This window comes from Oceanobacillus bengalensis, assembly GCF_003628445.1.
Lineage (GTDB): Bacteria > Bacillota > Bacilli > Bacillales > Amphibacillaceae > Oceanobacillus > Oceanobacillus bengalensis.
The window spans coordinates 101,196-127,086 of the sequence record NZ_RBZO01000009.1 but is presented as its reverse complement, the minus strand read 5'-3'; the positions used below and the strand labels follow the sequence as shown (position 1 = coordinate 127,086).

26 protein-coding genes are annotated in these 25,891 nt (G+C 35.1%); 15 read left to right on the top strand and 11 right to left on the bottom strand.

The window, feature by feature from the left end; translation table 11 throughout:
* Nucleotides 1–1,365, top strand: a complete 1,365-nt coding sequence (locus tag D8M05_RS07815) for a TrkH family potassium uptake protein (RefSeq protein WP_121130367.1) — start codon at nt 1–3, stop codon at nt 1,363–1,365.
* A gap of 143 nt (nt 1,366–1,508) precedes the next feature.
* Here D8M05_RS07815 and D8M05_RS07810 read toward each other — a convergent pair whose 3' ends face one another.
* The 4 genes from D8M05_RS07810 to lepB all read right to left on the bottom strand — a co-directional run bounded on the left by D8M05_RS07810 (nt 1,509) and on the right by lepB (nt 5,046).
* Nucleotides 1,509–1,625 (bottom strand): YjcZ family sporulation protein, encoded by a 117-nt coding sequence (locus D8M05_RS07810; RefSeq protein ID WP_121130365.1) that lies wholly within the window; start codon nt 1,623–1,625, stop codon nt 1,509–1,511.
* A gap of 116 nt (nt 1,626–1,741) precedes the next feature.
* A complete protein-coding gene (locus tag D8M05_RS07805) occupies nt 1,742–2,881 on the bottom strand; it encodes a S1C family serine protease (protein WP_121130363.1) in 1,140 nt (379 codons plus the stop codon).
* Nucleotides 2,882–2,914: 33 nt separating this feature from the next.
* The gene (locus D8M05_RS07800) at nt 2,915–4,072 is read right to left on the bottom strand and encodes a zinc ribbon domain-containing protein (RefSeq protein ID WP_121130361.1); all 1,158 of its coding nucleotides are present in this window, start codon (nt 4,070–4,072) and stop codon (nt 2,915–2,917) included.
* Nucleotides 4,073–4,521: 449 nt separating this feature from the next.
* Nucleotides 4,522–5,046: a signal peptidase I gene (gene lepB / locus D8M05_RS07795; RefSeq protein WP_121130359.1), complete on the bottom strand. Its 525-nt coding sequence runs from the start codon at nt 5,044–5,046 to the stop codon at nt 4,522–4,524.
* Between the two features lie 338 nt (nt 5,047–5,384).
* On the opposite strand from lepB, the gene D8M05_RS07790 reads away from it, so the two are divergent.
* Both D8M05_RS07790 and D8M05_RS07785 read left to right on the top strand, forming a co-directional pair.
* Nucleotides 5,385–5,558, top strand: coding sequence for an aspartyl-phosphate phosphatase Spo0E family protein (locus tag D8M05_RS07790; RefSeq protein ID WP_121130357.1), 174 nt, complete (start codon nt 5,385–5,387; stop codon nt 5,556–5,558).
* Between the two features lie 368 nt (nt 5,559–5,926).
* On the top strand, nt 5,927–6,079 hold the full coding sequence (locus tag D8M05_RS07785; protein WP_121130355.1) for an FbpB family small basic protein: 153 nt from the start codon (nt 5,927–5,929) through the stop codon (nt 6,077–6,079).
* Nucleotides 6,080–6,159: 80 nt separating this feature from the next.
* Here the strand turns inward: D8M05_RS07785 and D8M05_RS07780 are convergent, their stop codons facing one another.
* Nucleotides 6,160–7,044 carry a DMT family transporter gene (locus D8M05_RS07780; RefSeq protein WP_121130353.1) on the bottom strand — a complete coding sequence of 295 codons (885 nt, stop codon included), beginning with the start codon at nt 7,042–7,044 and terminating at the stop codon, nt 6,160–6,162.
* A gap of 136 nt (nt 7,045–7,180) precedes the next feature.
* Here D8M05_RS07780 and D8M05_RS07775 point away from each other — a divergent pair, with 136 nt between their 5' ends.
* Nucleotides 7,181–7,507 carry a hypothetical protein gene (locus D8M05_RS07775; RefSeq protein ID WP_147405165.1) on the top strand — a complete coding sequence of 109 codons (327 nt, stop codon included), beginning with the start codon at nt 7,181–7,183 and terminating at the stop codon, nt 7,505–7,507.
* Nucleotides 7,508–7,549: 42 nt separating this feature from the next.
* On the opposite strand, the gene D8M05_RS07770 is transcribed toward D8M05_RS07775, so the two are convergent.
* The 3 genes from D8M05_RS07770 to D8M05_RS07760 all read right to left on the bottom strand — a co-directional run bounded on the left by D8M05_RS07770 (nt 7,550) and on the right by D8M05_RS07760 (nt 9,796).
* Nucleotides 7,550–8,020 carry a YkyB family protein gene (locus D8M05_RS07770; RefSeq protein WP_121130349.1) on the bottom strand — a complete coding sequence of 157 codons (471 nt, stop codon included), beginning with the start codon at nt 8,018–8,020 and terminating at the stop codon, nt 7,550–7,552.
* Between the two features lie 222 nt (nt 8,021–8,242).
* Nucleotides 8,243–8,818: an SCO family protein gene (locus D8M05_RS07765; RefSeq protein ID WP_121130347.1), complete on the bottom strand. Its 576-nt coding sequence runs from the start codon at nt 8,816–8,818 to the stop codon at nt 8,243–8,245.
* A gap of 120 nt (nt 8,819–8,938) precedes the next feature.
* Complete coding sequence (locus D8M05_RS07760; RefSeq protein ID WP_121130345.1) at nt 8,939–9,796, bottom strand: metallophosphoesterase; 858 nt, start codon at nt 9,794–9,796, stop codon at nt 8,939–8,941.
* A gap of 511 nt (nt 9,797–10,307) precedes the next feature.
* On the opposite strand from D8M05_RS07760, the gene cbpB reads away from it, so the two are divergent.
* From cbpB to D8M05_RS07730, 6 genes are all read left to right on the top strand, one after another.
* Nucleotides 10,308–10,763, top strand: coding sequence for a cyclic-di-AMP-binding protein CbpB (cbpB, locus tag D8M05_RS07755; RefSeq protein ID WP_121130343.1), 456 nt, complete (start codon nt 10,308–10,310; stop codon nt 10,761–10,763).
* Between the two features lie 154 nt (nt 10,764–10,917).
* Nucleotides 10,918–11,160 (top strand): YkuS family protein, encoded by a 243-nt coding sequence (locus D8M05_RS07750; protein ID WP_121130341.1) that lies wholly within the window; start codon nt 10,918–10,920, stop codon nt 11,158–11,160.
* Between the two features lie 124 nt (nt 11,161–11,284).
* Nucleotides 11,285–11,728: a TlpA family protein disulfide reductase gene (locus D8M05_RS07745; protein WP_121130339.1), complete on the top strand. Its 444-nt coding sequence runs from the start codon at nt 11,285–11,287 to the stop codon at nt 11,726–11,728.
* A gap of 160 nt (nt 11,729–11,888) precedes the next feature.
* Nucleotides 11,889–13,637 (top strand): ABC transporter ATP-binding protein, encoded by a 1,749-nt coding sequence (locus tag D8M05_RS07740; RefSeq protein ID WP_121130337.1) that lies wholly within the window; start codon nt 11,889–11,891, stop codon nt 13,635–13,637.
* 18 nt (nt 13,638–13,655) lie between these two features.
* Entirely contained in the window at nt 13,656–15,494 is a 1,839-nt protein-coding gene (locus tag D8M05_RS07735; protein ID WP_121130335.1) for an ABC transporter ATP-binding protein, read from the top strand.
* Between the two features lie 664 nt (nt 15,495–16,158).
* A complete protein-coding gene (locus D8M05_RS07730) occupies nt 16,159–16,827 on the top strand; it encodes a potassium channel family protein (RefSeq protein WP_121130333.1) in 669 nt (222 codons plus the stop codon).
* A gap of 58 nt (nt 16,828–16,885) precedes the next feature.
* Here D8M05_RS07730 and rnjA read toward each other — a convergent pair whose 3' ends face one another.
* From rnjA to def, 3 genes are all read right to left on the bottom strand, one after another.
* Complete coding sequence (gene rnjA, locus D8M05_RS07725) at nt 16,886–18,553, bottom strand: ribonuclease J1 (protein ID WP_121130331.1); 1,668 nt, start codon at nt 18,551–18,553, stop codon at nt 16,886–16,888.
* A 3-nt stretch (nt 18,554–18,556) separates the two neighbouring features.
* Complete coding sequence (locus tag D8M05_RS07720; protein WP_121130329.1) at nt 18,557–18,766, bottom strand: DNA-dependent RNA polymerase subunit epsilon; 210 nt, start codon at nt 18,764–18,766, stop codon at nt 18,557–18,559.
* Between the two features lie 469 nt (nt 18,767–19,235).
* A complete protein-coding gene (gene def / locus D8M05_RS07715) occupies nt 19,236–19,787 on the bottom strand; it encodes a peptide deformylase (protein WP_121130327.1) in 552 nt (183 codons plus the stop codon).
* Between the two features lie 190 nt (nt 19,788–19,977).
* On the opposite strand from def, the gene D8M05_RS07710 reads away from it, so the two are divergent.
* The 5 genes from D8M05_RS07710 (at nt 19,978) to lpdA (ending at nt 25,859) form a co-directional block, all read left to right on the top strand.
* Nucleotides 19,978–20,637 (top strand): YkyA family protein, encoded by a 660-nt coding sequence (locus D8M05_RS07710; RefSeq protein ID WP_121130325.1) that lies wholly within the window; start codon nt 19,978–19,980, stop codon nt 20,635–20,637.
* Nucleotides 20,638–21,110: 473 nt separating this feature from the next.
* Complete coding sequence (gene pdhA / locus D8M05_RS07705; RefSeq protein WP_121130323.1) at nt 21,111–22,193, top strand: pyruvate dehydrogenase (acetyl-transferring) E1 component subunit alpha; 1,083 nt, start codon at nt 21,111–21,113, stop codon at nt 22,191–22,193.
* A gap of 3 nt (nt 22,194–22,196) precedes the next feature.
* A complete protein-coding gene (locus D8M05_RS07700; protein ID WP_121130321.1) occupies nt 22,197–23,174 on the top strand; it encodes an alpha-ketoacid dehydrogenase subunit beta in 978 nt (325 codons plus the stop codon).
* A gap of 15 nt (nt 23,175–23,189) precedes the next feature.
* Nucleotides 23,190–24,449 carry a dihydrolipoamide acetyltransferase family protein gene (locus D8M05_RS07695; protein ID WP_121130319.1) on the top strand — a complete coding sequence of 420 codons (1,260 nt, stop codon included), beginning with the start codon at nt 23,190–23,192 and terminating at the stop codon, nt 24,447–24,449.
* Between the two features lie 3 nt (nt 24,450–24,452).
* Complete coding sequence (gene lpdA, locus D8M05_RS07690) at nt 24,453–25,859, top strand: dihydrolipoyl dehydrogenase (RefSeq protein ID WP_121130317.1); 1,407 nt, start codon at nt 24,453–24,455, stop codon at nt 25,857–25,859.
* The last annotated feature ends 32 nt before the right edge of the window (nt 25,860–25,891 follow it).

The window sequence follows — 25,891 nt, the reverse complement described above, 5'->3', positions numbered from 1 at the left end:
ATGAAATTTTACTATTCAAAAATTCATTGGCTAAATAAATTAACACCCGTGCAGATGCTATTGCTATTTTATTGTCTAGCAGTATCGGTTTCAACGTTTTTATTATCACTTCCCATCGCACATAAAGACGGGGTAAGTATCTCTTTTATTGATACATTATTTACGGCAGTTAGTGCGGTAAGTGTTACAGGCCTTAGTACAATATCGATCGTTGACACATTAAGTACGACAGGAATTATATTATTGACTCTCATTTTACAAATTGGTGCTGTAGGAGTAATGGCGATTGGAACATTATTCTGGCTTGTGTTAGGTAAGAAAATTGGGTTGAAAGAAAGACAATTAATAATGACTGATCAGAACCAAACCAGTTTCCGAGGAATGGTACGGTTAATCAAACAAATTATTTATGTGTTATTAGCGATTGAGCTAGTAGGTTTTCTTGTTTTAGGTACATACTTTTTACAGTACTTTCCAACTGCTAAGGAAGCATATTTACACGGTTTCTTTGGAACCATTAGTGCGGTCTCTAATGGAGGTTTCGATATTACAGGGCATTCACTTTACCCATTTAGACATGATTACTTTGTTCAATTTATAAATATGTTGCTTATTATTTTTGGGGCAATTGGATTTCCAGTATTAATTGAAGTGAAGGAACATATTTTTGCAAAGAGTGATAAACGTAGAACATTAAGGTTTAGTCTATTTACGAAAATAACAACAAGCACATTTCTAATATTAGTTGTAGTAGGAACTTTGGGGATTTTCGTATTAGATTATGGAAACTTTTTTTCGGGTAAATCTTGGCATGAAACATTATTTTATTCATTATTTCAGTCCGTTACAACAAGAAGTGGCGGTCTTTCTACGATGGATGTTAGCTTATTAACAGAGGAAAATCATTTATTTATGTCGTTACTAATGTTTATTGGAGCTTCTCCAAGTAGTGCTGGAGGAGGTATTCGAACGACGACATTTGCATTGGTAGTTATCTATATCATTACCTATGCACGAGGCGGTAATAATATACGTATTTTTAACCGTGAAATACATGAGGAAGATTTAGCGAAAGCGGTAACCGTTACACTCATGGCAGGGTTTATCGTATTTGTAAGTGTCCTAGTTATTTCCAAGATTGAAGCCTTTCCACTAATGCATGTTATTTTCGAAGTAACATCTGCGTTTGGAACAGTTGGTCTTTCATTAGGTATGACAAGTGAATTATCAACCATTAGTAAAATAATTCTTATGTTTTTAATGTTTATCGGAAGGGTAGGTATATTAACCTTTTTACTTATGTTCAAAACAAAGAACAAAAAAGGCAATTATCATTATCCAAAGGAACGTATTATCATTGGTTAGCCTTAAAGGCTGTCTACTAAAGGATTGTCGCTTTTGGAGTGGAGGGCAGTCGACTCCCTGAATAAATAATAAAAGAGCCTATGTATAAGGCAAAAAAATAATAGCTTGTGCTTATCTTTATATAGCACAAGCTATTTGTTTCTTTAGCAGTAAAATGCTGCGCCAACAATAATTAATAGGATGAAAAGCACAACAATTAGCGCAAAGTTATTTCCGTAAGAATTCCCACCATAGCCGTATCCTCCGTAACAATAGCTCATGCTCTTTCACCTCCTACATGTACAGTTATAATATATGTAGGCTGTGTAACCTGTGTCTAGACGATTTCCCTAGTTTAGGCAAAAAAATTGAAAAATGCATCAGCTATTAAGGATACCTATATTTCTTCGCTCATTATTCTTAGTATTTTTAGTTGGTCATTTTCATAGCCAATGGTGAATGTGAGTGAGACTGTCTCTGTAGTGACTTCTTGTTCACTTTCGCTTCTTGTATCAAATGTTACGTCGATTAAGGTTTCAATCTGATTATTTTCCATTACATTGCTATTCATTTCGGAGTAACGCAAATTAATATTATCAATATATTGATCTCTAAATATTGCATATGGCGTTTCGAGTTGTAACGTACTTCCAAGGAGGGAGTATGCATTAACGTAATCTCTTATCTCAATACTTTCTAGGAAGTAATTTACTAAATAGGCTGCATCCTCTATATAAAGTTCCGGTTTTTGTGTATTGATAATATCTGAAGTACTTGCAAAGTCTAACTGATCATTTTGAGCTTCATTCGACCATAAGTTAATTTGATCAATCACTTCAATAATCGGTATGCTAAAGCCAATTGTGCCGTCCGCAGTTCCTACTGAGTTAATACCGATTATTTCCCCGGTTTCTCGATTAATTAACGGTCCTCCACTATTTCCATGCGTAATCTGTGCAGAAATTTGATAAACATTAGAATAATCATATCCATCAACAGTGAAATTACGGGAAGTACCTGAAATAATACCTAATGTAACCGTATTTTGAAAGCCGTGTGGACTGCCTAGTGCAATAACCTCATCCCCAATTTCTGCAGATGTTGCAGTCTCAACGGATAAGGTGTTTTCATTGGCTAATTGTGGAACACGTATAACAGCGATGTCAATGTCCTCACTAATACCAACTACTGCTGCAGGATAAGTTCTTGCATTTGCTGTTCGAACATAAATTACTTCAGCATCCTTAATTACATGTGCGTTTGTAATGATATCACCTTTTTCATTGAATAAAAAACCAGATCCTGTTATGGTATTCAATTCATTTTGTCCCTCAATTAGAATGACATTTTTTTCAGCCTCATGTATGATTGATTTCAAGCTTAAAGGATCATTACTAGAAACGACTTTATTAATCATTGGTTTGTTTACTGTTATTTCCTGTGACTTCCAGTTATAATACATCGTAACCATTGCACCAATCCCAATTATTAGAATAAAGATTGTTATTGTAATCGGCAGGTATTTTCTTATTTGCATTTTCTTCGCCTCACTTGACGGTTTGTAGCGATTCTAATCAGTATACCAAGTAATTTTCGTGACTTTAAGTTCTAATTCATTCATTTTTTTGGTATTAAAATGGGTAAATTCAAAATTGCCACTTTCATTTGGGTAGAGTGTATCAGGATAGACAAACACTTCGTTTGCAATCATTTCGTTTCCGTTATCTAAAAGGGAATACTCAACTAAAATTGAATTTATTGGCATTTCTGCAACACTTTTTACCTCTCCGTTTACGACTAAATTCCCTTGCTTATCTCTTTTTAATGTAGCGGATACAAGTTCTACCACGTCCGTTTCATTTAGCTCATAATCTTCTTGTGCAATACTCATAGCTTGTTCAATGCGTTGTTGTTCAGCTGTTTCAAAAGCAACTTTTTCTTTTTCGATGGTCGTTTTAATGCTCATCAGTTTTTCAGAATTTGGAGCATACTTCATCCCGTCTTCAACAAAAAGTGTAGCTTCCCTAAACTGCTTTTCATTTATTAATTCACTTGCTTTAGTAAAGGAATAATCAATTATTTGGTGTCGAATAGATTCTGTAATATCCTCTGCTTCTTGTCCCACTGATTCTGATTCCCAAAGAAGTATTTTAAGTTCATCAATAGTAGGCTCCTTCTTTAAAGCGTCACTGATTTTTGCCATCTTTATCGTTTCTTGATGTGATTGGATGGAGTGGATTAGCTCATTAACCGCGTCTCCTGTGTAATCTTTTAATTCTTGTTCCGTTTCTGTTAAAAGTGCTAATGCTTGTTGGAATTCACCATTATCGGATAATGAATTTGCTTTTATGAGTAAATCTTGTATGTCAATTGCCTTTTTAACAAATTCTAATGAAACGGCAGCTTGATTAAAGTTGCTGTGATGGTCTAATGCCTCGTTAAAAGCGGTCATTGCCTCTTCATAATTCTCTTCTAACGCAGCTTGTTCAGCAACATTATAAGCTTCCTTTGCATCGGTAATTTGGTTCTGTAACATTAAATGATAAATCCCAATTGCGATGATTGACAGGATGAGAGAAAAAAGTGGAAGTAGCCAATATTTATTTTTTTTCTTTGAATTGTTTGCACGTTCATGCATATCTGATGGTAGTTTCTTACCACAATGTATACAAAATAACTCGTCTTCTTCAATATGAACACTTGTGCCGCAGTATGGGCAATGCAACATGGATGACACCCCGTTTAACTTATAAAGGTTGTTCAAAAAGCCAAGCATCTGCTTTTTGAATGTTTTATGTTTTCATTTTGATTATTTCTTTATTTTAACATATTTTTCTTTATTTCGAGTATCCAATTGGTATATGATAGAAGGGAGGGAAGCGATGTTGTATGATGACTTTTACTGGTCAATGATAACTTGAAGGGAGTGCTACATAGATGACGGGATTAGAAGTTTTATTTGGTATTGCTTGTTTTGCTATTCTAGCTTATAACATAGGATCTTGTATTTTAGATAATGAAAAATAGATGAAGAAAAGCGAAAGCGAATTGATGTTGATTTTCTCGTATCATGAGGGGAGAGAAGTCTCATAAGCATTACAGGTGCTTGCGTAGGAAATCGAAGTACAAAAATTTATAAAGTCTTATTTTTATAAAAAAAGGGGGAAGCTGCCCCCTTTAATTTGTCCTAGCCCACTCATTAATTGGGTAAATAATAACTTCTGACTTTCCAATGATTTCATCTTCTAAAATTAAACCTAGTCCATTCCTACTGTCCTTGCTAATCGAACGATTATCCCCCATTACAAAATAGCTGTCTTCCGGTATAGTCAATGGCCCATAATTATCTGATTGATATATCGCTTTCTCTGGTAGAAAATTTTGAGTATATTGTTCATTATTTATATATAGATCACCTGAACTAATCTCAATTGTTTCACCAGGTAAACCGATAATTCTTTTCACATAATTTTTTGCTGGGCGCTGGATAATTACAATGTCACCACGTTTAGGGTCATCCAATAGATAAATTAATTTATTGAAAATAACTCTTTCACCGTCTTCGAGAGTGGGATCCATACTATCGCCTTCTACGATAGATGTCGCAAATATAAAAGAACGTAAAAAAAGTGCTATTAAAATAGCTATAAGAATTGCTTTTCCCCATTCTAACCATTCGTTTTTTTTCTTGGTTTCTGTCACCGAAGACATTCCTTCCCTTATCAGTATTATAATAATAGTAGCATAGTCCCCCCGAGGAATCGACTATTATTTCTTAGAAGAGTGTCCATGAACTAAATCTGATCAAAAGGTTGTCAATAATCACACTACTATGCTAAATTATAATAGTGCTTGTTCAACAAGTGGATAAACAGGACCGAGAAGTACAAGGCAGCGTAGCTCACGATACCGGAGCGTACGTTATTTGCATGTGGGTAGCAGAGTAGTGTAACCTTAGAAATTCGATTTGTCATTTTTACCAGACTTTTTAAACATTTTCTAATCGATTTTTAAAAGCAGGGAGGCTTTTATTTAATATCATGTCAACACTAAATAATATACTGATTGAGATTGAAATATTACGAAAAAAGATGACAGAAACTGCCGGAGTGAAAGGATTAACAGATAAAGAATCCATAGAGATAAGTCAGGAACTAGATCGACTATTAAATGAATTTGAAAAGACGAAGGAAAAAGAATCAAACCAAAAATAATCATCATTCTAATTTAGTATATCTTCTCTAGGTAAGCTTCTAAGCGATTTACCCCTTCTGAATAGTGTTCATACTATATGCATAAGTCAAGTGCATATATCCTTCATCTAAAGTAGAAAAACTATCACTTTACCTATCTCATTCTGAAGATTAAGCTAATTTAATACTTTTGTTAGAGTAATATATTTATGACTAAGCCTGTATGTGCAGCTTTTTATTTTTTTGTGAGAAATTATTTCGTATTTGTTCCAGCTTAATTACCATTTTTATAAGAAATGTAAAATTTTAGTGAAATATTCAAATAATTTGGACATAAAAGTCGAAAAATAGGGTATAATGTAATTAAGACATTATAAGGAGTGTGCCATATGAGACCAAAATCTCTCAACTTTGAGCAATTAGTAAAAGAAAATAAACAAGAATTACTAAATGATGAAAATAGAATAAAACAAATAGAGCTACGTTTAGAAAAGAAGCATAAGAACCTATTAAAAAAAGAGGAGAAAGAACTTCAATCTTGATGATGTATTGCTAAATGGGGTAAATGATAAAAATAAAACAGAAATGCACAGCCATTTCTGTTTTATTCATGTAGTAACTTTTAGATTATTTTCCTCCTACCAGAAGCTTGGAGTAAGATGACAGCCCCAATGATACATCCCATCCCAATCATCTGTATGAAAGAAAATGCCTCTTTGAAAATAAATATTCCAATTATCGTCGCAACTACTGGTTCGATTGTGGAAAGGATAGAGGCTTTAGATGCTTCTGTTTGTTGTAATCCATAGGTGTAGACAATATAAGCAAAAGCAGTAGGTAATATCCCTAAACCAAATGCAAAGAAAAGCACAGAAGGCTCTAACAACAATGGCATCTTCTCTGAAAATGGAAAAAACGGAATCAATGTTAACGAGGCTATGATAAAGGTATAGGTTGTAATGATTAAACTTGAATATTTCTTTAAGGCGAACTTACTGAAAATACTATATAATGCATATCCTATTCCAGCCCCTAAGCCAAATAGAATACTACTAAACTGTAATACTTCTAAATTAAGGGGGATAAGGCCTACTACGAAACAAGTACCAAGAAGTGTAATAAGTAGTGAGACTATTTTGCTCTTTGTTAAAGCTTCTTTAAATAAGAAATAAGAGATCATCGTTACGATAGCAGGTGCTGTATACAATAATGCGGTTGCGATTGGAATGGTTGAAATTTCCATTGTTTTAAACAAACAGAAGTTAAAGAATATAATGCTTAAGATTCCAGTTCCTAGAAAGTATTTGATGTCGCCTTTTTTATGTAATAGAAGTTTCTTTGGTGCCGTTATTGCGACAAAGAAAACTAGTATAATAGCTGCGGTCCATACACGAATCGTTACAACCTCCATTGGTGTAAAACCATGTGCATACAAGTGTTTAACAAACCAACCAATTGTTCCCCATAATGATGCCCCTATAATAATGAAAATAGCAGCTTTGTTCAAACAATCCCACCTTTCTAATTGAATTATAACAAATTTCAGAAGGTTTGAAAGCGTATGTGTATAGTTTTTGAAATATAAGGATAGGATAGATAAAAACGGATAAGGGGTTTAATTAGAAATGGAGTATTTCCTTCTAATGTTTATAAAGTTATCACATCTCTCTGCTCTCGGCTTAAATGAGAATCATGTCTATTTAATTTTTATTATAATTGGGGTACTTGTATGCTATTTTATAATACAACCCTTTATAGAGTGGTTTGTGGTATTACAATCTGCAAAATTACTAAGCTACATCGTTAGTAGTTTATTCGTTATTTTAATATTCTTTACCATTACTATATTCGTTCCAACCATGAGTCAGCCTTTTTTTACGATATTAGATATGCTGTTAAAAGTAATTGCAATCTTTGGAGTACTATTAGGGTTATATGGTGGAATCCGCTATCTTATCAGAAAAACATGAGGAAAGTAAAAAGAAGCATAGTCACTGACTATGCTTCTTTTGTTACCGATGTGATTTACGTGTGGGAGGCCATTCCATTTTTCCAAGTGAAGATGGGGTGTAATAGGAAGAAACATATCTTCGCTTCGTGGAAGGTTGCTTTCTTTCTGGCTTATAATTAATATAGTTATAAATAATTTTCTTGGCTTTAGATAAGGACATTTTCGTTTGAGGATTCCGATAATTCTGATCTAAGGAACCTAAATGCTCCAGTTCTTTGAAGTCATCTTTTGTTGGGGGAATATGAAAATAATAATCGTCTACTTTGACAAGTAAAGTGGAGTGCTGATTACTAAATTTCGGATGATCAGAAAAATGGAGTCCTACTTTTTTTGCTTTACTTTCTTCTAGTAGTTTATTAATTGCTTCTTTCTTGATATAGTACAAATGCTGTGGCTCTGGAGCTGTTTTAGCATGACGATTAATTGTATAAAGCGCTTTAGCTAGCTCTGGTAAATCAATACTTTGTTCCATTATTTTTCCTCCTTTCTACTCGTGCTAATATGATTACTCCATTCTATCGTACCGTAAAGCTTGTACAAGTTCAAGATAAAATGGAATAATTGTGAAATGAATTGCAATTTTACTTAAGGATAGATAGTAGAAAATATCTAAAAAAAGGAACCAATTTTAATGAAAACAGTATGAATGCAAAAAAGAACAGAAATAAAAATCATTCTGTTCTTCACTCATTTGTTACTCTACTTTCTTTAAATCATTAACAATAGAGTCAATTGATCCAGGCTCGGTACCACTATAATTCTTTATTACTTCACCATCTGGGCTTACTAGGAAAAACCAAGTACCATGTGAAACTTGATTTGTTCCTTCAGGAGCTGCTGCTACTAGGTTCTTAAATGATTTTATGGAAAGCTCCTTAATCGTTTCGAAATCATAGCCTGTTAAAAATGTCCAATTAGAGAAGTCAGCACCGTAGCTCTCACCGTATCGTTTTAGTACTTCAGGTGTGTCAAATTCCGGATCAACACTAAAGGAGACAAGTTGTGCGTCAATATCTTCTTCAACTAATTTCTCCTGTAAGGAAGCCATATTGGAAGTCATTGGTAGACAAACCGTTGTACAATTTGTGAAAATAAAATCTGCTACCCACCATTCACCTTCTAAATCTTGGAGGCTCAATGTATCATTGTTTTGTGTTGTAAATTCAAAATCAGTAACTTCTTCAGACATGGTTGTATCAATCGGATAACCACCACATGCTGCTAAAAAAAGAATAAGTCCTAGAATAATAAATTTAACCAATAATTTCAATGTGTATACTCCTTTTCTTGAAAAGTAGTTATATAGCCTACTGTAAAGTATAACATTATTGTTCTAACTATAAACAAACAAAACCGAAAATGATGTGAACATGCTATATTTACATTACTTTCAAACTGTATGCTTTAGTGTGTAAACATGAAACTCTGGGTTGCAAAGAAAGCGGTATGGGAGGCGGGTGGTACCAATACCGCTATTGACGTAAAGTGTGAATTCATTCTCATTGTCAAACGTATATTTCCCTTGTACATACTTCTCTGCATAAGCTGGTGTATATAAATGTCCTAGAAATGGAAAACGAACTTGTCCACCATGACTATGTCCAGATAATTGGATATTGACGGGATATAGTCGTGTAGTCTCCGCGAAATCTGGTTCGTGTGCCAATAAAATGGTAAATAAATCAGAATTCGTTTGGTATAAAGTTTTGTTTAAATCTGGGTTTCCTAATATCACATCATCTATACCTGCTATTATAATACGGTCGACATTCTTTTCTATTATGGCATGATTGTTCTGTAGTAAAGTGAATTGAGATTGTTGCATCAGTTCTTTAATAATTTCCGTTCCATACCCTCCATGGTCATGGTTCCCGTATATCCAATATTTACCATAATTAGCATTAATTTTTAGGAGTGCACTGTGTACATCGGCATATTGATGATATTGATTAGGCGCATCGATTAAATCGCCTGTAAATACCACCATATCTGGATCTTGCATATTTATCTGATGAACCAAATCTTTCAGTTGTTCAATTGTATAGTGGAATCCGATATGCGTATCAGAAAACTGTATAATTTTAAAGCCATCAAATGAAGATGGGATCTTGCTTGAAGCTATTGTTTCTTTTTTTATTTGTAATAAACTAGGCTCAATGTTTCTTGCATAATAATACCCTCCGCTCCCAGCTCCAATAACGGTTAAAATGCTCCATAGACTTCTTTTTATGAAACTGCGACGATTCACTTGAAACCAAACCTTTCTCATATTAGGGGGTAATTAACAATCTTAGACAAACGTCTGAATTATTTGACATTAAGTCAAGAGAAATATAATATAATGTTATAATAATAATTTGTTATAATCTTATAAAATGTTCATAGCAATGAAGCAATATGTTATCATTCTATGTCTTGTAATGGGCTAAAATGTACAATTCCATATTAGAATATGGAGGTATTACTACATACTATAGTATATACTATACAATCCGCTTATATCGAAATGTTAATTTTATCACCTACTAGCAGCTTCACGCAAGGAAGTTAAATTAATATTTATGTCTCCCATGTACCACGACAGGAATCCAACTCTTACCGCTTCTTATCTTTGATACCCTTTATAAGGATTAAACGCCATATACTGATGAACCAGGAATCGATATAAGTGAGTCTCTCTTTGATTTATGTTAGAATAATATGTGGGTAAGAAAACGTATACATTTTTAGATTAGTATTTTAATAAAGGGGAGTTTGTTATGAGTATGTTACAAGAAGACAAACAGTTAACAGAAATTCCTGTTGCTGAATTAATGATATCCTCTGAAAAAGTTGCCCATGTTCAGGTCAATAATCCTTCTGAGCATGCGTTATTGGTTTTGGTTAAATCTGGATATTCAGCTATACCAGTTTTAGATTCCACGTATAAATTACTGGGCATTATTGGGAAATCTGCTATATTAAATCAAATATTTGGCCTTGAAAGAATTGAAATGGAAAAGCTATCTTCCATACGTGTTCAAGAAGTGATGACAAAGGATATACCAACTTTGTCTAGAGAAGACAGTCTTTTAGATGGACTTAATGCGTTAATTAATCATGCATTTGTTTGTGTAGTGGATGAGGATGGTTTTTTTGATGGTATCTTAACTAGAAGAGCATTATTAAAACATCTAAAAAAAGAAATTTACACCTCAAAATTTCTAAAAAAATAATCCTTATCCTATAAATCACCTAAAGTACTCATTTTTAACGGTGATGAAAGAAAAAGGCTTCATATAATCACGCTTTGTCAAGCTGAATCTGTATAGTTTACTTGTGGTTGGTAAAACTACGTATGTAAATTTTTATACAGAGGAGGAAATACGAATGGCACGTATTGGAGTTGAAGGGACGCTAACAGATGTCAAACAAGCTTTAATGGAAATGGGGCATGAAGTTGTGGATCTTAAATCAGAAGCGGATGTAGCAGGCTGTGACTGTTGTGTTATCTCCGGCCAAGATAAAGATGTAATGGGCATGTCAGATGCTAGTACACAAGCTTCTGTGATTAATGCTGCGGGATTTAATGCAGATGATATTTGTCAAATGGTGGACCAAAGACTAAGTTAGTATTTTTTGTTAGAAGACCTGTTCTGTTTAGAATAGGTCTTTTTGTTTTGGAGTGGTAACGAAAGAGAACAATATACATATATAAATATAGAATATAAGGGGTTCATCATTGGGAGGGTAGAAGGTGAAGTTAAGAGAACAAATGCCTGATCTACAAACATACACAGATATCCTGAATGCAAGTCGAGTATCTAGAAATGATTTAATTGGGGAAAGGCCGACAATCATTCATTTTTGGTCGATCAGCTGTGTTGATTGTAAAAAAAGATTACCATACCTTGTTGCATTAAGAGATGAGTTTAAAGGTTTATTAAATGTAATTGCCGTCCATATGCCAAGGTCAAAAGAAGATATGGATTTACTAACAATTAAACAAGCTGCGCTAAAGTATAATTTAACCGAGACGATTCTAATTGACGACGATCATACATTGACGAATCAATTTAAGACGCGTTTCGTTCCAGCATATTACTTGTTTGATAAATCAGGTGAATTAAGACATTATCAATCAAGCGGTAGCATTAAAATGCTAAAGAAACGTATAGTGCGTCTTTTAGAAGGAAGATAGAGAAACTTTTAGAATGCTGAACTCCCGCAATTATGTTGGGAGTTCTTTTTGTTTTTATATTAGTAAAAATTTTTTATAAAATTAGATAAAATGTATAGCAATTTATTTCGAAAACCGTTATATTAATAATTACTGAAAGCATCAAGAGGAGGGGAAGCGTTTGAATACATTTAAAAAGCTGAAGGGATTTTATCTGCCATATAAGAAATATTTCCTTTGGTCAAATTTCTTTTTATTATTTGTTACTGCAATTACCGTCGTTTATCCAATTATTTTGCAGGTAACAATTGACGAGGTAGTACTTCAGGATCGTTATAACTTAATACCGTATATATGCGCTGTATTTCTTGGATTAATGATTATCAAAGGGATATCCACCTTTGCGTTTCAATACTTAGGAGATTATTTTGGAATGACTTCAGTATATAAATTACGTGAAGCGCTTTATGATAAACTCCAAAGGCTTGCATTTAGATATTACGATAACGCAAAAACAGGTGATATTATGTCGCGCTTAACATCGGATGTAGAAGGGTTTCGCTTCTTCTTGTCTGCAGGTTTTGCTGAGCTTATTCGTATCTTTTTATTAATAACGATAAGTTTAGGTGTTATGTTTTTTTATTCCATTCCGCTTGCATTGGTAACGATGGCAGCTATGCCGTTTTTAATTGTTGTTGTGTATCAGTTTGACAGGAGAGTACATCCTGCATTTAGAAAAATAAGAAAATCAATGGGACAACTGAACACAAGAATCCAAGAGAATGTCAGTGGAATCAATACGGTTAAATCCCTATCCAGAGAAGATTTTGAAATTGGACGATTTTCAGGTAGTAATGCAGATTACAAGGATAAATACTTAAATACATCTTTACTCTGGTCAAAATATTTTCCGTTGATGGAGTTTATCGGAAATATTTGCGTCGTAGCATTACTTTCTTTTGGTGGTTATCTTGTAATTAATGAAAGGCTTGGGCTAGGGGAGTTAGTTGCATTTTTTAGTTTGGTTTGGTACATTTTGGGCCCTTTAATGAATCTCGGCTTCGTAGTAAATCAATTCTCGCAAGCGAAAGCATCTGGTGAAAGACTTATTGAAATATTGGATGCGAACGAAGATATCGTTGAAAAGGAAGAGTCAATCGATGAACCGATAAAAGGTCATGTAACATTCAATCATGTAACCTTAACCTATACGAAAGATGATGATTCTGCATTAAAAGATATTTGTTTTGATGCTCCACCAGGAAAAGTAATTGGCTTAATCGGATCAACTGGGGCGGGCAAAACGAGTATTACACAGTTAATTACAAGATTTTATGAACCTGAAATCGGGGAAGTACTTGTAGATAATCGTTCTGTTAAAGATTACAACATAAAGACACTTAGAAAGCATATTGGATTCGTTCTACAAGAACCGTTTTTATTTTCAACTACGATTAAGGAAAATATTGCTTACGGTAATCCAGATGTGACTGATCATCAAATTATGGATGCTGCAAAGAGGGCACAGGCACATGAATTCATTATGAATCTCCCAAATGGCTACGAGACGATGCTTGGTGAAAGAGGAATGGGGTTGTCTGGTGGTCAAAAGCAACGGATAGCCATCGCACGTGCGATTTGTATTAATCCAAGTATTTTAGTGCTGGATGATGCTACATCCGCTGTTGATATGGAAACAGAATTTAAGATACAAAAGGCATTGAAGGAAGTCATGCAAGGAAGAACATCATTTATCATTGCACATCGTATATCTTCCCTGAAGCATGCCGATGAAATACTTGTTCTAGATGAAGGACAAATTGTGGAACGTGGAACCCATGACGAATTGCTAAACAATGATGGACAATATAAACGTATCTATGATATCCAATATCAGGATCAAGAAGAAATCATGCAAACAGCAAATTAATAAAGGAGGTGTCTATGAATGGCTATTAAACAGAAACAGAAAGAAAGTCGGCATTTGAAACGATTTCATTATACGGTAGATACAGTAATAGAAAAGCCATTTAACTGGAAGCAGATATGGCGTTTATTTCACTATTTAAAACCTTATTCTAAAACATATTTACCAGGGGCAATTATCGCAATGCTCATTTCAACCATTGTCCGTCTTACCGTACCAATACTTGTAGGAAAAGTGGCAATCGATATAGCGATTTATGAGAAGGATATGACACTTCTAACTTATTTAGTAATAGGAATAGGTGTTTTATACTTACTAAGTTATATAGCTAACGTATTTCGAATTAAGTGGGTAAATTTACTGGGGCAAAATGTAATTTATGACCTGCGGCAGCATTTATTTTCACATGTACAACGTTTAAGTCATCGCTTTTTCGACACACGTTCGGCTGGGTCTATTTTGGTTCGAATATTAAACGATGTAAATTCCCTGCAGGAACTTTTTACGAACGGAATTATTAATCTATTAATGGATATGGTTACACTTATTGGTATTATCGTTATATTATTTGTGCTAAGTCCACAACTAGCGTTAGCAGTAGTGGTGGTTATTCCGCTTATGTTCTATATTTCAACAAAGCTAAGGAGAAATATAAGGCGGTCTTGGCAAGAGGTTCGTATCCATCAATCTAGATTAAATTCACATCTGAATGAGAGTTTACAAGGAATGCGCATTACGCAATCTTTCTCACAGGAAAAAGAAAATGCTGAATTTTTCTCTGGTGTAAACGAAGGTTATTTTACAAGCTTCAGGATAGCTGCGAAGAAGAGTGCGATGTTTCGACCGCTCGTTGATATTAGTGATGCGGTCGGGACCATCATACTGATTGCCTTTGGTGCATATTTAATTTTATTAGGGGAAGAGAATGGTGGGATTGCGATTGGTACATTTGTATCCTTTGCCTTCTTCTTAGGAATGTTCTGGGAACCAATTTCTAGACTCGGTCAAATGTACAATCAATTATTAATGGCAATGGCATCCTCTGAACGGATTTTTGAATTTCTTGACGAACAACCAAATGTAAAAGAAAAAGAAAATGCAGTTGAATTTACGGATATGAAAGGGCATATTGAATTTGATCATGTTGAATTCTCTTATGATAATGATCGAATTGCATTACATGAAATATCTCTAGATATTCGGGAAGGGCAAACAATTGCATTAGTCGGCCATACTGGAAGTGGGAAATCAACAATTGCTAATTTAATCAGTAGATTCTATGATCCAACGAAAGGTTCTGTGAAAATAGACGGACATGATTTATTGGACGTCAACCTAGATAGTTTGCGTAGCAGGATTAGTGTTGTATTACAGGACACCTTTATTTTCTCAGGAAACATATTGGAAAATATTCGTTTTGGTAGACCAAATGCAACCGATGAAGAGGTAATTAAAGCAGCAAAAGTTGTAGGGGCAGATGATTTCATTCAACGTCTTTCTCACGGTTATCATACGGAAGTGGAAGAAAGAGGGAATATTTTATCAGCTGGAGAGAGACAATTATTATCCTTTGCAAGAGCATTACTTGCTAATCCGAGAATTATAATCTTAGACGAAGCAACAGCAAGTATTGATACAGAATCTGAAGTGAAAATTCAAAAAGCCCTACGTAAATTATTGAAGGGAAGAACATCTATTATCATTGCCCACCGATTATCAACCATTCGTGAATCTGATACAATCTTTGTATTAGAAAACGGAAGAGTGTTAGAGAGTGGAAACCATGATGAACTGATGGGACAACAAGGAAAGTATTATGGATTGGTTAAATCGCAATATCAGATGTTGGATGCAATGTAGAATAAGAAAAAGAGCAATTTACGTTAAATTGCTCTTTTTCATTGGTTGTTTTTAAAATTGTAGTTTTTGTCATAGTCGATGTAAAGAGTTGATATATTTAATTCAGTATTGTGTGAAGCACATCGTTCCGGAAACACACTTCGCTTTCCACGGGCGGCTGGTGAGCCTACTACGTGCTATCGCACTCCATAGTCTCACCTAGGCCTGTCCTCCCGTAGGAGTCTTCGTGTGTTTCCTCCACTGAGCTTAAGTTACTAACCATTATCTCCTTTGATACGGAAAGTCAAAAAGCATCGTACTACTTCACTAGTCTGGGTGAGTGTAGGGCGGTGACTCCTCGAAAATAAAGAGCCATTTTCTTCGTGCGATGTAACGCTGACGAAGCTTTCCTTGTCCTGCGGGAATAGCACGTGTCCGAAGACCCCCGAAGAAGCGTTCTGTGCTTCTGAGGAGGCTGAGGCCGTGCCCTAAGGTCCGCATCCGCCCGGAGCGATCCCAGACGGCGAGATGTGCTTCGATTTAAGATAATCTGAATTAAGTTAGTTTGGAGTTTATATCAACTCCGATTAAAACAATAAAACGAACGAAAAGAGCCTTTTCTTTTTACTTATGATAAAATAGGTAGAAATTATATGAAGAGATTGTGTTATTCGGAGGAATTGTGATGAATAAGAAAGAATTTGCAGTAATAGGCTTAGGACGTTTTGGTGGTAGTATTTGCAAAGAATTAAGTGAAGAAGGCATGCAAGTGCTAGCAATTGATAAAGATGAAGATAGGGTAAACGGATATAAAAACATCGCTTCACATGCTGTCATTCTCGATTCAACAGATGAAGATGCATTAAAAGAAATTGGAATATCTAACTTTGAGCATGTAATTGTCGCAATTGGTGAAAATATTCAAGCAAGCATCCTAACAACAGTAATATTGAAAGACTTGGGTGTGAGAAAAGTAACGGTAAAAGCACAAAATGATTACCATGAGAAAATACTAACTAAAATAGGTGCAGATAAAATCGTACATCCAGAAAGAGATATGGGAAAGCGTTTAGCGCATAATTTTATCTCGAGTAATATTTTAGATTATCTTGAATTATCTGATGATCATAGTATTGCTGAAGTAAAAGCCGGAATGAAAATGGTTGGTAAATCTTTAATTGACTTGGACATACGTGCAAGATACGGGTGTAACGTTGTTGCAATTAAACAGGGGAGAGATATTAATGTATCACCCCGAGCAGATGCGTTATTGAAAGAAGATGATGTATTAATTGTTATTGGTGCTGATATTGATCTTTCTCGTTTCGAAAAACACCTCGTGATTGATGATTAATATACGAAAATAAAAGCTGCCTCGTAAGAAATTCTTACGAGGCAGCTTTTATTTTTCTTTACACTTCCATAATAATTGGCAATACCATTGGTCTTCTCTTTGTTTTTTCATAAAGGAAAGGTGCAATCGTATCTGTAATTTCATTTTTTATTTCTGACCATTGTGTTGTTCTTCGTTCCATCACTTTATCCAAGTGACTGGAAACTAATTTTTGTGCATCTTTAATTAGGTCCTCGGATTCTCTCATGTAAACAAAACCACGAGAAATGATATCTGGACCAGCCGCTATCTTAAATTCCTTCATATTAATGCTCACTACAACAATAACCAGTCCTTCTTCCGAAAGGATTCTACGATCGCGTAGAACGATATTTCCGATGTCCCCGATACCACTTCCGTCAACATAGACAGAACCAGATGGAACTTTTCCAGATATGGCAGCTTTATCTTTTCCTAAAGCCAATACGTCACCATTGTCCATAACGAAACAATTATCTGGATCGACATCACAAGCTACGGCAAGTTTTATATGCTCTTTAAGCATACGATATTCACCGTGTATAGGTAGGAAGAATTTAGGTTTCATCAGGCGTAACATTAATTTTTGTTCTTCTTGACTACCATGACCAGATGTGTGAATGTTATTTAATTTTCCATGAATAACATCAGCACCAGCACGATATAATTTATTGATTATTCTGGACACACTTACTGTATTTCCAGGGATTGGAGAGGAAGAAAATACAACAGTGTCGCCAGGAATGAGTTGTATCTGTCGGTGTGTACCATTTGCTATTCTTGATAATGCTGCCATTGATTCACCTTGAGAGCCTGTGCATAGAATTGTTACTTCATTTGCTGGCAATCGATTGAGTTGATTAGCGTCAATAAAAGTTTCCTTAGGTGCTTGGATATAACCAAGTTCTTGACCTAAGTTAATAGCTGATTCCATGCTACGACCAAATACTGCCACTTTTCGGTTATGTTTAACAGCAGATTCTACAACCTGCTGTAAGCGGTAGATATTTGATGCAAAGGTAGCAAAAATTAGTCTACCATCAACACGGGTGAATATGTCATTGATACTATCACCAACGATTCTTTCAGACATGGTAAAACCAGGGACTTCACTGTTTGTACTATCTGAAAGAAGACATAAAACACCTTCTTTTCCAATTTCGGCCATTTTGGTCAGGTTAGCTGGTTCACCAACTGGTGTAAAATCAAATTTGAAGTCACCAGTATGTACAATATTTCCAGGTGGGGTTTTAACGACAATCCCAAATGCATCTGGAATACTGTGAGTTGTTCTAAAAAATGCTACAGAGGTTTTACGGAATTTAATAACATCATCTTCTTGAATGGTTGTTAGTTTAGCATTTCTTAATAAGCCATGCTCTTCTAATTTATTTCTAATTAATCCTATCGCAAGTTTTCCAGCATAGATTGGAACATTGATTTCACGTAAGAAGTAAGGAATACCTCCAATGTGATCTTCATGTCCATGAGTAACGAATAATCCTTTGATTTTATCTTGGTTTTGTACTAAATAGGTGTAGTCTGGAATAACATAATCAATTCCTAGTAGCTCATCTTCAGGGAACTTGATTCCTGCATCGATAATGATAATCTCATCTTGAAATTGAACTGCATACATGTTTTTTCCAATTTCACCTAACCCACCTAGGGCATAAATGGCTGTTTGGTCATTCTTGACAAATTTCATATGCTATCTATTCTCAACCTTAAAGTCTTCGGATTGTTTCTCGTACTCTAAGTGCTTCTCGTCTAATTGCTGAATTAACTCAATATTAACCTTGCGATCAGCTAATATGTCTCGTACTTCTCTTACTGAATCAGCTTCGATGTACATACTTTTCGTACGTTCACGAACTGGTATTTCACCAGATAATTCCTGGTATAAAACTTTAAATATCATTTCATCTCTCCTAATTATTAATATAAATATTCTTTGTATTGAACAAAAAAATGGTTAATATTAGATGTTATAAATCCGTTCCGTAACAATTTTAGCAGTGTACCAGCTAACAAACTCTTTACAATTGATTGGTATAATTAATGGTAGTCTTTCTCAAAAGTCGTAGGTACACGTCCTTCTTTTCCTAATAATTCTTTCCAGCGTTTCTTAAGCTTTTCTTTAAGGCGTTTTAACACGGTGCATTCTCCTTTCAGACTATTTAAGAAAAGCGCCTAAAAACATCTACCGTTCCAATCCCTCTAATTTACAGTATAGTACGAAATGGAAAATATTGAAATAAAAATCCATTATTTATGATAAATTATTGCAAATATATTAGAGTTTTTCACATTTTTATGTTGCTACGAATCATTTTTTTTATTCATAAAAAAAGAGTGCCTATTATTGTTAGACACTCTTTGTACAGGGATTATTCAATTGGTACAGCATTGTCTGGAGTTTTAAATGGGTTTTCCTTATCGATATGGTCATAGAACATAACACCGTTTAAATGGTCGATTTCATGCTGGAAGACGATAGCAGGGTACCCTTTTAGTCTGAGTTTTACTGGGTTACCATCTATATCCGTAGCTTTAACAGTAATGCGCCTATATCTAGGTACATATCCTTCAACAACTCGATCAACGGATAAACAGCCTTCACCACCCGCAATGTAACAACCCTCAACGGAATGACTGATTATTTTAGGGTTTACTAATCCGTAGCTATATAATTTACCATCCACATCTTCAAAGTGAACTGCAATGAAACGTTTTTCGATACCTAGTTGTGGAGCAGCTAAGCCAACACCAGCTCTTAATTTATATTTTTGTGCAATTTCTTCATCTTGACTATTTTGTAAAAAGATTAACATGTCATTTAATAATTGTTTTTCTTCATCTGTAATTGGAAGTGACACTTCCTTGGCAACTTTCTGTAAAGAAGGATGACCTTCACGTACGATGTCTTTCATTGTAATCATGATTCCTGCTCCTTTTTTATTAAAAAAATACTTAAACACTAAATGGGGTATGTATCAAGTTTATCATATCCTATTATAATAAATCATATATTTAGGACAAGCACAATTTATCGTTCGTAAATGAAATAGAATTGTTTTATGGTATATTTAACATATATTTTGTCGAAAAGAAGGATAGGAGGCGTTCGTAATGTCAATTAAGAAAATTAGTGTTTTATTAAGTATATGGTTACTTATGTTTTTAGTTGCATGTAGTGGGGAGACTACGGAAGAACAAATACATACACATTTAGAAGAAGCGGTTAAATTAGAAGAAGACTTTGAGAATAAGCAAAGTGAGATAACACAATTAGAATTAGAGGAACAGGAAATCTATGGTCAAATTATAGAACTAGGGACGGAAGATATTAACCAAATAATTGAACTTTCTAAAAAAGCCATTGAAATAATAGATGAGCGGTCTGCGTTAATTAGTAAGGAGAAGGAAAGTGTTGAGGCATCCAAGAATGAATTTAATAAGGTGGAAGATCTCATCCCTGAACTAGATAAAGAGACAAAGGAAAGTGCCCGAAAGTTAGTTGATGTAATGGGAAGCAGGTATAATTCCTATGACAACTTATATGAAGCATATACATTGTCTCTAGAATTAGAGGAAGAGCTCTATAACATGTTGCAAAGGGAAGATTTAGAACAAGAGGAACTGACGGAGCATATTAATCGCATAAATGATAGTTATCAACAGGTTTTAGATGCGAATGAAGAATTTAATGGCTACACCGTAGAATATAATAACTTGAAAGAAGCATTTTACCAAGAAGCGGATATTAATATAACTTATGCTGAAGAATAATATTACGCGTTTAAAAACGACAAGATATGGCCGGCTAGAAACATCATGTGTCATTTTAATCAGACTTCTTAAACGTCATTTATAATTAAAGAAGGGCAAAATTAGGAATCTAATAATGCCTTTCTTTTTTTATTGCTTTTTTATGATACAGATTATGTTTATTGCTATAACAGTTTGTTGCTTTTTCTTTGTTTAGATGATTAGAATGAATCCTGATATAATTTAAATTAATAAGTCAAAGTAATTGACCTGTATGTTTTAATGCGCTATATTTAAAACAGTTCATTGTTGTACCATTAATTTTCAAATGTTTTTTGTAACAGATTTACATAAATGAAAATGTAAAGGATTATGCTTAGAAGATTATGGGTACAAGAATAATAAAAATAAGTACAGTTTTTCCGTTTTTTTGGAAAGGCTAGAAATGAAAATAATAAAATTTTGTTTTAAAAGAAAGGAAGAGGTGAACTATTTTGAAACACGTATTAGAAAGTGTTGAAAGTCAGTTCGAAACATTCCAGATTCTTAATGAGGATGGAAAGATTGTAGGTAAAGATGATATGCCTGATTTGTCTGATGATGAGTTAAAAGAACTTATGCGTCGCATGGTTTATACTCGTATCTTGGATCAACGTTCAATCGCATTAAATCGCCAAGGTCGCTTAGGTTTTTACGCGCCAACTGCTGGACAAGAAGCTTCCCAATTGGGTAGTCAATTTGCACTTGAAAAAGATGATTTCGTATTACCTGGATATCGTGATGTTCCACAACTTATTTGGCAAGGACTTCCGTTATATCAAGCATTCTTATTTTCTAAAGGACATTTCCACGGAAATCAAATGCCTGAAGACCTACAAGCATTAAGTCCACAAATTATTATTGGTGCGCAATATGTACAAACAGCTGGTGTTGCACTTGGTATGAAAAAACGAGGAGCAAAAACAGTTGCAATAACTTACACGGGTGATGGTGGTACTTCACAAGGTGACTTCTATGAAGGAATCAACTTTGCAGGTGCATACAAGGCCCCAGCAATATTTGTTGTTCAAAATAACGGATTTGCGATTTCTGTACCAAGAGAATTACAAACAAGTGCAAGAACATTAGCTCAAAAAGCTGTTGCAGCAGGTATTGAAGGAATTCAAGTTGACGGTATGGATGTTCTTGCGGTTTATGCAGCAACAAAACATGCCCGCGAGCGTGCAATCAATGGTGAAGGCCCTACACTTATTGAAACATTAACATACAGATATGGTCCACACACAATGTCTGGTGATGATCCGACGCGTTATCGTTCTGAAGAATTAGATAATGAGTGGGCGAAGAAAGATCCACTTGTTCGCTTCCGTACTTTCTTAGAAAGCAAGAAATTATGGTCTGAAGAAGAAGAAAATAAAGTAATTGAAGAAGCAAAAGCGGACATTAAAGAAGCAATTAAAAAAGCTGAAAAATATCCGAAACAAAAAGTAACAGATTTAATCGGAAATATGTATGAAGAACTTCCATCTAACTTAGTAGAACAAATGGAAGAGTACAAAGCAAAGGAGTCGAAGTAAATCATGGCACAGATGACAATGATTCAAGCAATCACTGATGCAATGCGCACAGAATTAAAAAATGATGAAAATGTGCTAGTGTTTGGTGAAGATGTTGGTAAAAACGGTGGTGTATTCCGTGCTACTGAAGGACTTCAATCTGAATTTGGTGAAGATCGTGTATTTGATACACCGTTAGCGGAATCTGGAATAGGTGGATTAGCTATAGGTCTTTCTACGCAAGGATACCGTCCAGTACCAGAAATTCAGTTCTTCGGCTTTGTTTTTGAAGTAATTGATTCGATTAGTGGTCAAATGGCTCGTACAAGATATCGTTCAGGTGGAAGATGGCATATGCCAGTTACAGTTCGTGCACCATTTGGTGGTGGTGTACATACACCAGAACTACATGCGGATTCTCTCGAAGGATTAATGGCACAACAACCTGGTCTAAAAGTTGTTATCCCATCAACTCCGTATGAAGCAAAGGGATTATTAATCTCTGCAATTCGTGATAATGATCCTGTCATTTTCTTAGAGCACATGAAACTTTATCGTTCATTCAGAGAAGAAGTTCCTGAAGAGGAATATACAATTGAACTTGGAAAAGCTGACGTGAAACGTGAAGGTAAAGATGTAACACTTGTTTCTTACGGAGCAATGGTGCATTCTTGTCTAAAAGCTGCAGAGGAATTAGAAAAAGACGGTATCTCAGCTGAAGTAATTGACCTTCGTACAGTTGCACCACTAGATATAGATACAATTATTGACTCAGTTAAAAAGACAGGTCGTGCAGTAGTAGTACAAGAAGCTCAAAAACAAGCTGGTGTAGCGGCTACAGTTGTAACAGAAATTCAAGAAAGAGCAATCTTACATTTAGAAGCTCCAGTATTACGTGTTGCAGCACCAGATACTGTATATGCATTCTCAGACGCAGAAGAAGTATGGCTACCAAGTCATAAAGACATCGTAGAAAAAGTAAGCACTGTAATGAATTTCTAATTAGGAGGCACAATAATGGCATTTGAATTTAAATTCCCAGACATCGGTGAAGGAATTGCAGAAGGCGAAATCGTTAAATGGTTCTTTAAAGATGGTGACGAAGTAAAAGAAGACGACGTTTTATGCGAAGTTCAAAACGATAAAGCAGTTGTTGAAATTCCTTCACCAGTTGATGGAACGGTTAAAAAGATACATGTAGCAGAAGGTGAAGTTGCAACAGTTGGTAACATCTTTATTACATTTGATGCTGAAGGCTATGAGTCTGAAGAATCGGAGGCAACTGAAGCACCAGCAGAAGCTACAGAAAACGAAAAACCTGCAGCTACAAATACTGCTTCGGAAGAAACGGTTGACAATGGTAAACGTGTAATTGCAATGCCATCTGTTAGAAAATATGCACGTGATAACAATGTGAGCATTCAATCTGTAACAGGAACTGGTAAAAACGGACGTGTTCTTAAAGAGGATATTGATGGTTTCTTGAATGGTGGACAACCAGCTCCAGAAACTACAGAAGCAAAACCAGCTAAAGAAGAAGCTAAACCTCAGAAAACGGTTGTTCCTGAAGGTAACTATCCAGAAACACGTGAGAAGATGACTCCAATCCGTAAATCAATTGCTAAAGCAATGGTTAACTCTAAGTCTAAAGCGCCTCACGTTACATTAATGGATGAAGTTGATGTTACAGCATTAGTAGCACATCGTAAGAAATTTAAACAAGTTGGAATTGACCAAGGAATTAAACTAACCTATTTACCGTACGTTGTAAAAGCACTTGTTTCTGCATTGAAACAATTCCCAATTTTAAATGCATCTATTGACGATGCAACAGATGAAATTGTTCAAAAACATTACTATAATGTCGGTATTGCTGCAGATACGGAAAAAGGATTGTTAGTTCCTGTTGTGAAAAACGCTGATCGTAAGTCGATTTTTGCAATCTCTGCTGAAATTAATGAATTGGCAGAAAAGGCAAGAAGTGGTAAACTAACACCTGATGAGATGAAAGGTGCTTCATGTACAATTTCGAACATTGGTTCTGCTGGTGGACAATGGTTTACACCTGTAATTAACTATCCAGAAGCTGCAATTCTTGGTATTGGCCGAATTGCTGAAAAACCAATTGTTAGAGATGGAGAAGTAGTTATTGCTCCAGTACTTGCAGTTTCATTGAGTTTCGACCATCGCTTAATTGACGGTGCTACAGCTCAAAATGCACTAAATCAAATCAAACGTTTATTAAATGATCCACAACTTATCATGATGGAGGCGTAGTAAATGGTAGTAGGAGATTTTCCAATTGAAGTAGATACTCTAGTCGTTGGAGCAGGTCCTGGTGGCTATGTTGCTGCTATTCGAGCTGCACAATTAGGACAAAAAGTAACAATCGTGGAAAAAGGTGAACTTGGTGGTGTTTGTTTAAATGTAGGTTGTATACCTTCTAAAGCACTAATCCAAGCTGGACACAGAGTAGAAGCAGCTCATGGCTACGGTGATATCGGTATCGAAACCAAAGGTGTTTCTGTTGACTTTACTAAAGTTCAAGAATGGAAAGGTCAAGTAGTAAATAAACTTACATCTGGTGTCCAAGGACTTTTAAAAGGAAATAAAGTGGACATCGTTAAAGGTGAAGCATACTTTGTTGACCAAAATACAGCAAAAATTATGGATGAGAAAAGTTCTCAAACTTATAAATTTAATAATTGTATTATCGCAACTGGTTCAACACCAATTGAAATTCCAACATTCAAATTCTCTGACCGTGTTCTAGATTCTACCGGTGCTTTAAACTTAAAAGAAGTACCGAAGAAATTAGTAGTTATTGGTGCAGGTTATGTTGGTAGTGAATTAGGAACTGCTTATGCTAACTTTGGTACAGAAGTTACTTTCTTAGAAGGTGCGAAAGATGTATTAGGCGGTTTCGAAAAACAAATGACACAAGTATTCAAGAAACGCTTGAAGAAAAAAGGCGCTACTATTATTACAGAAGCAATGGCTAAAGGCGTTGAAGAAACGAAAGATGGTGTGAAAGTTACGTATGAAGCGAAAGGTAAAGAGGAAACAATTGAAGCTGATTATGTATTAGTAACTGTTGGCCGTCGTCCGAATACAAGTGAACTTGGTCTTGAACAAGTTGGTATTGAAATGACTGAAAGAGGTCTAATCAAGGTTGATAAACAATGTCGCACAAATGTATCTAACATCTATGCAATTGGTGATATCGTTCCTGGTGCACCGTTAGCTCATAAAGCATCTTATGAAGGTAAAATTGCTGCAGAAGCAATTAGTGGAGAAAAGTCTGAAGTAGATTACATTGGAATTCCTGCTGTTGCATTTGTTGAGCCTGAGCTTGCTACTGTTGGTCTTACTGAAGCAGAAGCGAAAGAACAAGGCTATGATGTAAAAGTTGGTAAGTTCCCATTTGCAGCTAATGGCCGCGCACTATCATTAGATGATACTGATGGTTTCTTAAAATTAATCACTCGCAAAGAAGATGGATTAATTTTAGGTGGTCAAATCGCTGGACCTAACGCTAGTGATATGATTTCTGAGATTGGATTAGCTGTAGAAGCAGGTATGACTGCTGAGGATATTGCACTTACAATCCATGCACATCCAACATTAGGAGAAATTACTATGGAAGCAGCTGAGGTTGCTCTAGGTTCGCCAATACATGTTATGTAATTTGTTATAAAAAAGAAGGTACCTATTTTATA